Here is a 12,520-nt window from a genome sequence, read left to right as displayed (position 1 = left end):
ATCATCACAGAGGTCCTGTAATGATATCGTGACTGATATATATGATTAAAATTTTACCAACCTTCGTTTTGTTTAATAACACCATGGCTGTTTACAATCTCAACCTGTGGTACCGCCCAAACATTATGAACTGCTGGATTAAAGCTTCTGGCTGCCCAAGCTTCTTTTCCATCCATTCCATGAAGTGGCTTAGCATAGGTTGCCTGTGCGTCTCCCCAACGCACAAGGTCTCTGTGTCTGTCTGCCCATTCACCGGCAAGCTCGCAACGTCTTTCATGTTTCAGATCTGCCATAGTATAACCGCTTTTCAAAGTAAGACCAGCGCGTTTTCTGATCATATTGATTTCCTGATCTGCAGGTTTATTCTGCATAAGCAATGCTTCCGCTTTTATAAGAATTACCTCAGCATAACGCATAATAGGAACAGCAAGGTCCGTACAAGGATAATCTCCATTAGCATTTACATGACCCTCTTTAAATGGATATTTGAAAGCATCCATATATTTGTTAAACTGAGCTTTTGTAAGGGAATTGGATGTTGTATATGTTCTTACTGCTCCATCAAAGGTAAACTGATCCCCTTCTTTAAGGATAGTCACACTTCGTCTAAGATCTCCGGCTTCGTATTCATCATATAATTCTTTTGTAGGCTGGAAGTACCCCCAACCATTATATTTCCCCCAACCTTTGTTTTCCAGCATTACCCCGGGAAGGATACTTCCTACTCCATTAAATTTAGTTGTACTTGGTACTGACCAGATATACTCTGAACTATAGTTATTTTCAGCTTTAAAAACATCGCCGAAATTATTCAACAGATTTCTGTTTCCTTTGGTCATTACTTCATTGGCCCAATATTCTGCATTCTTCCAATCTTTCATAAACAGATATACTTTTGCCAGCAACGCCCAAGCTGCTGCTTTATGAGGTCTTCCATAATCTTTGGTTGGAAGTTCTTCCTGGCTAGGCAGTAATTCTGCTGCTTTTTTCAGATCATTTACAATATAATTATAGTTTTCCGTTACATTGGCAGCCCTTGGAATCGGGTTTGGATCCGGTTCTTTCGTACGGTCTATGATTGGAATGCCTGCTTTTTCATTTCCATAGCTGTAAGCCATTTCAAAATACATTCTGCTGCTCATAAACAAAGCTTCCCCCAAATACTTGTTTTTCACTGCTTGTGAAGCCTGGATATTATCAATATTACGGATAACACGATTCGCAACACCAATTACCGTATATCTTTTGTTCCATTGTGTTTCCAGGTCTCCGGCAGCAATATAGTTACTGCTAAAATTCTTCACATTATCTGCTTCACTTTTTGATCTTCCTGTTACCATATCATCACTGGCATTAATAAACCAAAAAAATCCTCTTCCATAAAATTCACTGTCAGAAAGCGGTTTATACATAGCATTAGCACCGGTAATCAAGTCATTTTCGCTTTTCCAGAAATTGGCTTCCGTGGGTGTCCCTTCGGGCTCTATGTTCAGTTCATTAGTACATGATAATACTGAAGCAGACAGCCCTGTTATTAAAATGATTGTATTGAAAATCTTCATCTTTTTACTTTTAAATTTGTTTTTAGATTAAAACCCGACTTCCAGTCCGAAAATAAATGAACGGGCCTGAGGATATCTTCCTGTATCTACACCATACGTTTCCATTCCCACTTCAGGGTCAAAACCTGTGTATTTGGTAATGGTAAACAGGTTATTGCTAGTCACATATACTCTGATTTTATTCACGTCAAGTTTTTTGTAAAGTTCACGTGGTAATGAATATCCGACTGTAAGGTTTTTAAGCCTCAAATAAGAACCATCTTCTACATAAAAATCGGATACTTTGGAGTAATTACCACTTGGATCACCCTGCATCACTCTTGGAATATTGGTATTGGTATTCTGAGGAGTCCATGCATTCAGGATCTCTCTGTCCATGTTATAATTCTGCCCTGTTCCTCCTGGGTTTAATGAAATAAATTTCAATCCATTGAATATTTTATTTCCATAAACACCCTGGAAGAATAAATTAAGATCAAAGTTTTTCCAGGTCATGTTATAAGAGAATCCGTAAGAGAATTTTGGATATGGATTTCCAAGGTTTACAAAATCATTATTATTCAATGCTCCTGTATTGCCCTCTTTTTTCAGGAATTTAATGTCTCCGGGTTTCGCATTAGGTTGAATAAGATTACCATTAGCATCTTTATAATTGTTGATTTCCGCCTGGCTCTGGAAAATCCCATCAGTTTTATATCCATAATAAGAATAAAGAGATTCACCCACTTTTATACGGGTAGGTTTCAGAACTCCACGCACGTTATTACTGTTGACAAAGATCTCATCCACATCGGCCAACTGCTTCACCGTATTTTTTAGTTGACTAAGAGTCGCTCCGATTGAATAGGTAAAATCTCCGGTATTTTTACCATTAAAATTAATTCCTATTTCATATCCTTTATCCTGGAATAATCCTGCATTTACATACTGATCTACATACGTTGCCGTACTCGGAAGATTCACATTGAAGATTTGATCAGTTGATTTTTTCACGAAGTAATCAAATTGCATAGCAAGCCTGTTACGGAAGAAGGAAGCATCTACCCCAAAGTTGGTTTGCTCTGATTTCCCCCATTTCAAATCCGGATTGGGTCTTGTCCTCGCATAATAAGCAATATTCTGTGCCGGATCCTGGCCGAAAATAATGTTATTATCACGGATCATCTGTGGATTTACTGCCTGGTAAGAAACCCCGCCAAGGTTTCCTAAAATACCATGACTTCCTCTTAATTTCAGGTTGGAGAGCCATAGAATATCTTTCATGAAATTTTCTTTGGATACCATCCATGCTCCTGAAATAGAATAATAATCTGCAAAATGTTTTTCTTTAGAGACTAAAGATGTTCCATCTCTTCTTCCCAGTAAACTGATCATATATTTCCCGGCATAGTCATAGTTTACCCTTGCCAGATAAGAAGTTAAAGCACTTCTGTATTTGTAACTTTCTGCTTCTCTATAAGTATCTGCAGCATTCTGAAGATATCGGAAGGCTTCCGCTTCACTTCTGAAATCAAAAGTTTTTGCCCGGAATCCGTCTTCAGTTGTTTTCTGGAATGTTAAACCTGCAAGGAAGTCAAAATTATGTTTACCGGTTGTAAATTTATAAGTAAGGAGCTGTTCAGCAAGAGAAGTTGAAATATTATTGTTCTGATATTCCAAACTGTTGGTATCAAAGATCTTTCCTACTTCCAGCACTCTGGAAGTAAACTCTTTTACATTCCCTATTTTAAAGGTTTGAGCAAAATTGGAGCGAAATTTCAAGTCTTTAGCCAGCGTAATTTCCATGTAAGGATTGATCAAAATCTCATGAGTAGGATTCTGAATACTGATTCTTTTCAGATAAGCAACAGGATTGATCATATCTCCATACCCACCTGCTACATCAATCGGTAGTCCTGAAAAAGCTCCGGATGGAGTATAAACCGGAACGTTTGGCGGGTAATACATGGCGGCAACCAAAGCTCCTGTGTATCCATTCTTTGTGTTCGCTGTGTTTCCGTCCGAATAGTTATAGTACATATTCTCTCCGATCGTCAACCAGTCTTTTACTTTGTGTTCAGAGTTTACCCTGAAATTATATCGTTTTGCCTGAGTATTTAATAAAATTCCTTCAAGACTTCTATGGTTCATCCCCACAAAGAATCTGGATTTTTCATTTCCACCGTTAAGGTTTACATTGTATTCCTGAATAGTTCCTGTACGAAAGATCTCTTTCATCCAGTTTGTTCTGGTAATGCCTCCGTCAGCATATTTATCTGCATTGAAGGCCAATGGAAGGTTATTCAGCTTTCCTGCATTCTCGTATGCCTGGTGCATTACGTCCTGGAATTCAGCTGCATTTAAAGATTCTCTTAATTTCCATGCCTGGTTAATTCCATATTTAACATCAAAATCTACTGTCAGGCTTCCTTTTTTGCCTCTTTTGGTGGTAATCAGGATTACCCCTCCGGAAGACCTCGCTCCATAAATAGCTGCAGAAGCATCCTTAAGCACAGAAATATCCTGAATATCATTGGGGTTAATAGCAGGAGTTCCATTAAAAACAACTCCATCCACAACATAAAGAGGAGATTCACCATTCACCCCGCCCAGACCACGGATATTTACTTTAGGGGAGCCATTAGGATCTCCACCTTCATTCACAACCGTTACTCCGGGAGCTTTTCCCTGAAGAACTTCACCTACTCCGGATAAAGACCTGGAAGTAAGCTTATCCAATGAAGCCTCCGTAACAGCACCAGAAACCTTACTTTTTTTCTGTGTTCCGTATCCAACAACAACAATCTCATCGATGGATTTTTCTTTTAAACTGTCTTTTTTTTGAGAGAGGAACATCGGTGAAGCTGAAATTGCACCAATAAGTAATACCCTACCTGTTAAGTATGTTACTGAGACAGGGATTTTAAATACATTCATGACATCCTATTTAATTAGATGCAAAATTAAAACAGCCTTTCCCCGTGGTACATTAAGATTTTCTTATGTTTTTATTAAGAAATTTTAGTTTTTTTTCTTTCCTTGGATTCTTTATCAGGAACTTAAATCACTTTTTTTAATACTATAAAATGAAAAAAATAATTATTCTATTAAAATTCGATACACAACTGATATTAACTTTATTTTAAATTTATAACCCAACTGAGACAATAGACTATAATGAAAGTGTAGATTCACTTATTTCCGCAGAAGTATTCCTGGATAATAAATCACAGACTTCTCTTTTCTTTTTTTACATTTGCTGAAAATAGATTTTCCTGCTTACCACGAATCAAAACTGATGCTTGATAAGCAAGAAAAATGAATATAATAATAAATCGTACGAATTAAATGACCATTATCATCACAGGAACCTCATCAGGAATTGGATTTGCTTTGGCTGAATATTTTGGTAAAAAAGGACACAAAGTATATGGTTTAAGCCGAAAATATACGGAAAGTCAATATTTCAAATCTATTCCAACAGATGTTACCGATAACACTGCCGTTCAGAATGCTGTTGCAGAAGTACTGAAAACCGAAACAAGAATTGATGTTCTTATCAACAATGCCGGAATGGGAATGGTAGGAGCTGTTGAGGATTCTACCCAAGAGGATATTCTTAAACTTTTCAGTCTTAATCTTGCCGGGCCTGTTCAAATGATGAGCGCCGTTCTTCCGACTATGAGAACACACAAATTCGGAAAGATCATCAATGTATCCAGTATCGGTAGTGAGATGGGACTACCATTCCGTGGATTCTATTCTGCTTCAAAATCTGCCTTGGATAAAGTAACGGAAGCAATGAGGTATGAAGTCTATCCATGGAATATTGAAGTATGTTCACTGCATTTAGGTGACATTAAAACCAATATTGCAGACAACAGAGTGATTGCTCAGGTTTCTCAGCCTTATAAAAATGTATTCGATAAAGTGTATGCCTTGATGAATTCTCATGTAGATGACGGAACTGAACCATTAGAGGTAGCAGAATACATTGAAAAACTTTTAGGGAAAAATAAATGGAAAGCTCATTATTATTTTGGTAAATTCGGGCAGAAAATCGGAGTTCCCTTGAAATGGATTCTTCCACAGGGAGTTTATGAGAATTTGATGAAGAAATATAATAAACTGGATAAAAATTAGTTGATTGATAGAACGCATTGTCATTCTGAACGAAATGAAATGCAGTGAAGAATCTTTTGTAATTTTTCACAAGCCTTCAACTTATATTCGAATGGCCCATTGAAATTATTTTTAAAAATATTTTTTGTCCTGTTCTGCGTTTTTACACAAGCGCAGAAAAAACAGTATTGGCTTATTGATACAGAAACCAAGATTAGGAAGAAAGTAAAAGATTCAACTTCTGCCGTAAAGTTTCTGGATTCTTTAGCTCAAAATAATTATTTTTTCACTCAGCTGAAGGAGGTAAAAGTAAAAGGAGACAGTACGGAGATTTTCTTTGATAAAGGGAAAAATTTTAATGAGACCTATGTAAACCTCTCTGATTCAATTGTCCAGAAACTGAAAGTTCAGAAGGATTTTTTTACAAAGAATTTAGATTCTACCAAGAAAAGCATCAATAAAAGTTATATTGATGACGGTTATTCTTTCAGCAGGATCAAATCGAAATATAAAGGCCAGAAAAATGGCTTTCCGGTTGTAGAACTTGACATCAACAAGAATGATAAAAGAACGATCAATGGTTTTGTTGTAAAAGGCTACGAAAGAGTTCCAAAAAGGTTCATTAAAAACCTTGAAAAGGAATTCAAAGGAAAAAACTATGATGATAAAAACTTACTGGCAATCAACAAAAGTTTTCAAAGTCATCCTTTTGTGATGCTGGATCGGCAGCCACAGACTTTATTCACCAAAGATTCCACCAATATTTATTTGTTCTTGCAAAAGAAAAAGACCAACACCTTTGATGGAGTCATTGGTTTTGGAAATGACAAGACGGATAAATTTACCTTAAATGGTACTATGAATGTGAACTTCAGGAATATGTTCAATGGTTTCGAGGCCATCAACCTTTACTGGCAGAGAAACCCCGACAGAGGACAGACTTTTGATCTTCAGGTAGACATCCCTTATCTTTTCAAATCTAATGTGGGGATGAATACAAAAGTGAATATCTACAGACAGGATTCTACATTTGCTAATGTAAAATTCCTTCCTGCTTTTTATTACCACATCAATAACCGCAACAAAATCGGTCTTCGTGCCACATTGGAAACCTCTACCGTTATAGATTCTTTATATGCAGCCGGAAAAGATTACAACAAAAAAGGGATCGGGATCTGGTTTGAAATGACTGAACCTACCGATATTGATCTTTTTCTTTACAAAACAAGGATCAATGCCGGGTACGATTATTTAACAACCACTTACACCAAAGGAAATATAAAAGCGCCCCAGAACCAGTTTTATTTCTCCGGAGAACATAATTATCATATTTCAGGAAACCATTTCCTCAATATCAAAGCAGAAGGAGCAATGATGGATTCTAAGATTGAATTTTCTGCCAACGAGCTTTACCGTTTTGGGGGATGGAATTCCATGCGGGGCTTCAATGAAAATTCTCTTGCCGCCGACTTTTATTATTATGGGGGTCTCGAATACCGATATCTCATAGGAAACCAGGCCTTCTTCGACCTCTTTGGGCAATATGGGCAGCTTAATAATAAATCACTGAATGTAAAACCTAAACTCTACAGCGTCGGGCTTGGATTCAATTTCTTTATTCCAATCGGACTGATGAGTTTCCAGCTATCTAATGGTAATGAGTTTAGAAATCCATTTAAATTCAATGATATAAAGATCCACTGGGGTATTCTGAGCAGGTTTTAGGAGGGAAAGGAAGATGGAAGTGGGAGGCTGGAAGTTACTATCAGGTTACTATTTTGAGTAGCAGCCTTGTAATAAAAAGCTAATAGAAAAATGTTTCAGATATTTTGAAAACTTCAATAACTTCCATACTCCCACTTTCAGTAATATAATTTAAAAATTCCTCCATTACTAAAAACTAATAAAAAGTGTTTCAGTTATTTTGAAAACTTTAATAGCTTACAACCTCTGACTCCCAGCTTCCAGCCTTAATAATAAAGCAAAAACAACAATATAACAAGCTTTTCTCATTTTATCATTTTGTTAATTATTTCTGTTAAAAAATATACAAATTGTATTTTTATCTTAATATGATCGTAAAATTTACGTAATAGTACCCGGCTAAATTTGCATTCAAAAAAAATGAAGAAAGCTTTAGCTACGTTTGCCGTTTTTTTACTTCCCTTATATATTACAGCTCAGGAGATTGCCATTTCCGGAAATGTAAAATCTGAAAATGGGACCAGTGTTTCCGGGGTAAATATTACTGATAAAAACACAGGAAAAACCGCTACAACAGATGAAAATGGGAATTTTACCATTTCAGCCAGTCCCAAAGACATTCTGGAGTTCTTTTCTCCTGATTTTTCTGTTTATACTGTGGAGGTTTCTTCAAAAAAGCAATATTCCATTGTCTTGAAAAAGACCAATGAGAAACAGATCGAAGGTGTTGTTATTACCGCTTTGGGAATTGCTAAGAAAAAAGAAAAGATTGGATATTCTACCCAGGAAGTGGGAACTAAGCAGTTTGAAACCATCACCACACCAAGTATTGGTAATTTATTTTCAGGACAGGTAGCCGGTCTGAATGTTTCTAATCCAACAGGGATGCAGCAAGCCCCTCAGTTTACTTTAAGAGGAAATTCAAATCTGGTATTTGTCATTGACGGAGTGATTGTTGAGAAGGAAGTTTTTCAAAATTTAGATCCTAACAATATAGAAAACATCAACGTTCTGAAAGGAGCCACTGCTTCTGCACTTTACGGTTCAAGAGGTCGGTATGGAGCTATCCTGATTACTACAAAAAGTGCCAAAAAGAAAGGATTTTCTGTAGAATTCTCTCAGAATACCATGATTACAGGCGGGTTTACCAACCTTCCAAAAACCCAGACGGAATATGGTAATGGCTCTCAAGGCAAGTATGAATTCTGGGATGGTGCAGATGGCGGAGTGAATGATGGAGATATGATCTGGGGGCCTAAATTTGTTCCCGGGCTAAAGCTTGCTCAATGGAACAGCCCCATCCGAGATAAAGCAACAGGACAGGTTATTCCATGGTATGGAGCAGTAACAGATACCCAGTATAATGATAAATCAAGATATGAAAGAGTTCCGATCGACTGGAAATACCACGACAATTTGAGTACTTTCTTAAAACCAGCCATTATCAACAATAATAATTTTGCAATCAGCTATCGAAATAATAAAGATATTTACCGATTTTCAGGGAACTTTATGAATTATGATGACAGAGTTCCGAACTCTTATCTTCAGAAATACGGAATCAACTTCTCTTCCGAAAATCATTTTGGAGATAAATTAATCTTTGATACAAAATTTAATTTCAATCAGGCTTTTACCCCAAACGTTCCTAATTACGAGTACAATCCCAGCGGACACATGTATACTATCCTGATCTGGATGGGAGGAGATGTGGATGGTAACGCCTTAAAAAACCACATGTGGGTTCCCGGAAAAGAAGGCAGAGCTCAGGCTAACTGGAATTATGCATGGTACAATAACCCTTGGTTCGGAGCTGAATATTATAAAAATCAAAACAGAACTAACATTATTAATGCCCAGACCGGATTAGAGTATAAGGCTACACAAGATTTTTCAGTAAAAGGAAAGATCTCCCTTGTTGAAAATCACAGTAAGTCTGAAACATTCAGCCCCTATTCTTATTTCAATTATAGCGCCCCAAGAAGTGGCGGATATATCGTAAAAGATCTGAAAACCTGGAACCTCAACTATGATGTTTTGGCTACTTATAAAAAGAAAATCTCTGAGAATTTTGATTTGACGATCAATGCCGGAGGTTCAGCATTCTACTTTAAAAACAATAGGGATGAGACCTCTACCGATGGTTTAAAAATACCGGAAATATATTCATTTGACAATTCTATCGGAGCTCTCAAACAATATACTTATCTGAAGGAAAAGCTGATCTATAGTGCTTATTCTACGATTGACATCGGGTTATACAATGCTTTCTTCATCAACATTTCCGGCCGTAATGACTGGTCTTCTACTCTGCCAAAAGCCAACAGATCTTACTTCTACCCTTCCGCATCCATCAGTGCTGTGATTTCCAATCTGGTAAAAATGCCGGAGGCAGTCAATATGCTGAAACTTTCCGCTTCATGGGCAAAAGTAGCGTATGATTTCCAGCCTTACTCCATCCGAAACTATTATTCGAATAATAAAGGAATTAGTTTTAATGGTAATCCAACCTACCTTTATCCTACCATCCTGAATGTAGAAAACACACTGAAACCAGAACAGACTAAATCTTATGAATTGGGATTAAGCGCCGGCCTATTCAATAACAGAATTACTTTAGATGCTACCTATTTCAGAACTCTTGATTATAACAATATCCTGGAGTTCCCAAGTGCCGAGTCATCAGGTTTTATTTCTCAGTATGTGAATGGTAATGAATACACAACAAAAGGATTTGAAATTTCACTTGGAATGATTCCAGTAAAGACTGCTGATTTCACCTGGAAAACATTAATCAACTGGAGTACCTATGAACAAAAGCTGACTTCTATTTATGATAATATGCCTAACTACAACAATATCAAGTTAGGAGAAAGAATGGACAGCTACTATGATTATACGTGGCAAAAATCTCCGGATGGACAGGTAATTCTGGATGCCAAATCAGGAATGCCGACAAGAGCTAATGCTCCAAGTAACCTGGGACATTTCAATCCGGACTGGACCTTTGGTTTCAACAATACCTTTAAGTATAAAAAACTATCCTTAAATATCGGAATTGACGGAAGTATCGGTGGAATTATGAGATCTCAGGTAGTTGAGAAAATGTGGTGGGGTGGAAAACACCCAAATTCCGTAGCATATAGAGATCTTGAATATGCTAACCCGGGAACTTATTATTTTGTCCCGAATGGGGTAAACTATGATCCTGTAACAGGCAAGTATACTCAGCATACCAAACCTATCAACTTCCAGGATTGGGCACAGAATTATCCATACCAGGCCAGAGTAACTCAGGATGAAAGTGAAGAATTTGCCAATGTTTTCGACAGAACCTTTATCAAGCTAAGGTCTGTGGTACTAGAATATGATTTCTCTTCTTTACTGAATCCAAAAGGAATGATCAAGGGATTCACAGCCAATATCTCTGCTTACAATCTGGCCATGTGGAAAAAATCGAAGAACCTTTATTCTGACCCTGATTTTCAAATCAGATCGGGAAGAACAGGCGATATCACCAATGACATTCAGGATCCTTCAAGCAGATGGTTCGGAATCGGATTTAATCTTAAGTTTTAATTTAAAGACGACCTTACAATGAAAAACAATATATTCAAAACAAAAGACTTAAAGAACAATAAAGCAAAAAAACTGATCACAACTGCATTTACAGCAGGTGTACTGGCATTGACATCATGCGAATCCAATCTTGATAAAATCAATGAAAACCCGAACGACCAGGCAAGTATTGATCCTAAATACCTTCTCACTTATGTTGCTAAAGATGCCTTTTGGGTAAATGGAGACAATATGTATGCCTCAAGAATGATGATTGGTACAGATGGCGAAAATACCTTTCAATACCTGAAATGGAATGATGCCTCTTTTGAAGTCTATTCTAAAGGGCTTCTTAATACGGGAAAAATAATGCAGGAGGGTGAAAAGAGAAATAATAAAAACTATTTGGCTCTAGGGAAATTTCTGAGAGCTTATTACTTCTTTAATACAAGTTTAAAAGTAGGCAGCATTCCTTATTCGGAAGCTGTAAAAGGTGAATCAGGGATAACACAGCCTAAATATGACACTCAGGATGTAGTAATGGCCGGAATTTTATCAGAACTAAAAGAAGCCAATGATCTTATTAATCCCAATGATAAAATTGAAGGAGACATTATTTTCAACGGGGATGCTGCCAAATGGAAAAAACTCATCAATTCTTTCCGTTTGAAAATCTTAATCACTTTATCTAAAAAAACAACAGTTGGAAGCTATAATATCGCCACAGAATTTGCTGCTATCGCAGGAAGCCAGCCTTTGATGAGTTCTATTGCAGATAATGGAGAACTTAAGTTTGCAGATGCTGCAGACAGCCGATATTCTATGTTTAACAACAGTGGGTATGGATCAAGCTTATATATGGCAGATTTTTTCATTAATTTATTTAAAGATAGAAAAGATCCGCGTTTATTCACATTTGCCTCTCAAACCACAGGAGCTAAAGAAGCAGGAAAAGCAATCACAGACTTTACAGGATACAATGGTGGAGATCCTATTTCTCCTTATTCTGAAAACGCTAAATTAATTACAGCAAAGAACATCTCCAAGGTAAACGATCGTTTTTATAAAGATCCCACCAATGAACCTTCTTCTGTTTTAAGCTATTCCGAACTGGAATTCATTTTGGCTGAAGCAACAGCGAGAGGATGGATCTCCGGGTCTGCAAAAACTCATTATGACAATGCAATCAAGGCAAGTTTTAATTTTTATCAGACCTATGTAAAAAATGCGGGGCAGTATTTTACAGGTTTTGATGTAAATCAGTATCTGGCAACACCTTTGGTAGTATATAATAATTCTGCTCCCGTACAGGAACAGGTGGAAAAAATCATCACTCAAAAATACATGATCATGTTCCACCAGTCACAATGGACTTCTTATTATGATTATTTAAGAACAGGATACCCTAATTATCCTTTAAGTACTGGGACATCGGCGCCATTTAGGTTCAGGTATCCTCAGTCTGAATACAATTACAACAGTACTAATTTAAAGGCTGCTCTTGCCGCTCAGTATGGAGGAAATGATAAGATAAGCTCCAAACCTTGGTGGTTACAATAGAAATCTGACTTATTTTTATACCCAACAAAGAAATC

General features: G+C 36.9%; 6 protein-coding genes. 4 read left to right on the top strand and 2 right to left on the bottom strand.

The genetic code is table 11. The features are described 5' to 3' along the window. Positions 1–53: 53 nt before the first annotated feature. Complete coding sequence (locus AC3HD6_RS11425) at positions 54–1,562, bottom strand: RagB/SusD family nutrient uptake outer membrane protein (RefSeq protein ID WP_488896457.1); 1,509 nt, start codon at positions 1,560–1,562, stop codon at positions 54–56. A gap of 27 nt (positions 1,563–1,589) precedes the next feature. Next, positions 1,590–4,478, bottom strand: coding sequence for a SusC/RagA family TonB-linked outer membrane protein (locus AC3HD6_RS11420; RefSeq protein ID WP_488896456.1), 2,889 nt, complete (start codon positions 4,476–4,478; stop codon positions 1,590–1,592). A gap of 411 nt (positions 4,479–4,889) precedes the next feature. Here AC3HD6_RS11420 and AC3HD6_RS11415 point away from each other — a divergent pair, with 411 nt between their 5' ends. The 4 genes from AC3HD6_RS11415 to AC3HD6_RS11400 all read left to right on the top strand — a co-directional run bounded on the left by AC3HD6_RS11415 (position 4,890) and on the right by AC3HD6_RS11400 (position 12,485). After that, on the top strand, positions 4,890–5,684 hold the full coding sequence (locus AC3HD6_RS11415; protein WP_488896455.1) for an SDR family oxidoreductase: 795 nt from the start codon (positions 4,890–4,892) through the stop codon (positions 5,682–5,684). Between the two features lie 99 nt (positions 5,685–5,783). After that, a complete protein-coding gene (locus AC3HD6_RS11410; protein WP_488896454.1) occupies positions 5,784–7,388 on the top strand; it encodes an autotransporter assembly complex protein TamA in 1,605 nt (534 codons plus the stop codon). Between the two features lie 399 nt (positions 7,389–7,787). Further along, positions 7,788–10,946 (top strand): SusC/RagA family TonB-linked outer membrane protein, encoded by a 3,159-nt coding sequence (locus tag AC3HD6_RS11405; RefSeq protein ID WP_488896453.1) that lies wholly within the window; start codon positions 7,788–7,790, stop codon positions 10,944–10,946. Between the two features lie 18 nt (positions 10,947–10,964). Beyond that, on the top strand, positions 10,965–12,485 hold the full coding sequence (locus AC3HD6_RS11400; protein ID WP_488896452.1) for a SusD/RagB family nutrient-binding outer membrane lipoprotein: 1,521 nt from the start codon (positions 10,965–10,967) through the stop codon (positions 12,483–12,485). Positions 12,486–12,520 lie beyond the last annotated feature (35 nt).

The sequence above is a fragment of the Chryseobacterium sp. II3a genome (assembly GCF_057815135.1).
Note: the sequence above shows the minus strand (reverse complement) of the source record. Positions and strands in the feature narration are given on the sequence as shown.

What these genes read in the sequence shown, in the direction of transcription:
- AC3HD6_RS11425 (WP_488896457.1), bottom strand. Translation starts at nt 1,562, where the DNA reads ATGAAGATTTTCAATACAATCATTTTAATAACAGGGCTGTCTGCTTCA.
- AC3HD6_RS11405 (WP_488896453.1), top strand. Translation starts at nt 7,788, where the DNA reads ATGAAGAAAGCTTTAGCTACGTTTGCCGTTTTTTTACTTCCCTTATAT.
- AC3HD6_RS11420 (WP_488896456.1), bottom strand. Translation starts at nt 4,478, where the DNA reads ATGAATGTATTTAAAATCCCTGTCTCAGTAACATACTTAACAGGTAGG.
- AC3HD6_RS11400 (WP_488896452.1), top strand. Translation starts at nt 10,965, where the DNA reads ATGAAAAACAATATATTCAAAACAAAAGACTTAAAGAACAATAAAGCA.
- AC3HD6_RS11415 (WP_488896455.1), top strand. Translation starts at nt 4,890, where the DNA reads ATGACCATTATCATCACAGGAACCTCATCAGGAATTGGATTTGCTTTG.